The organism is Bacillus sp. Nf3 (assembly GCF_003028545.1).
GTDB lineage: Bacteria > Bacillota > Bacilli > Bacillales > Bacillaceae > Bacillus > Bacillus safensis.
Map to the genome: position 1 here is coordinate 1 of NZ_PYUA01000114.1, position 518 is coordinate 518.

The following is a 518-nucleotide window of genomic DNA, read 5'->3' on the forward strand; positions in this document are numbered from 1 at the left end:
GGTCGGCAACAACAAGACCTGGCTGGACCTGGCGAAGAAGGTGATCGTCGAGGTCAACGAGTGGCAGCCGGCGGGCGTCGACGGCATGCATGACATCTACTACGGCACCGCGCTGCCGCCGCACCGCAAGCCGATTCCGCTGGTGAACGCCAACGACCGCATCGGCGACACCGCGCTGCGCTGCGACCCGGACAAGATCGTGGCGGTGGTGCGCACCAACGGCCCGGATCGCAACAGCCCGTTCAGCCCGATCGATGCGACCAGCGAACAGATCGCCTCGCACCTGATCGAGTTCCTGCAGCACGAAGTGAAGAAGGGCCGCCTGCCGCCGAACCTGCTGCCGCTGCAGTCGGGCGTGGGCAATATTCCCAATGCGGTGCTGGCCGGCCTGGCTAAGAGTGGTTTCCGCGACCTGGCCGCATTCACCGAAGTGATCCAGGACGGCATGCTCGACCTGCTGCGCGACGGCGTGCTGAGCTATGCCTCGTGCACGGGTTTTGCGCTGAGCCCGCAGGCGA

At 66.0% G+C, this 518-nt stretch carries 1 pseudogene; it reads left to right on the forward strand.

From position 1 onward, the window contains the following. Positions 1-518, forward strand: a pseudogene (locus C9414_RS21110) (propionyl-CoA--succinate CoA transferase); the annotation flags it as partial.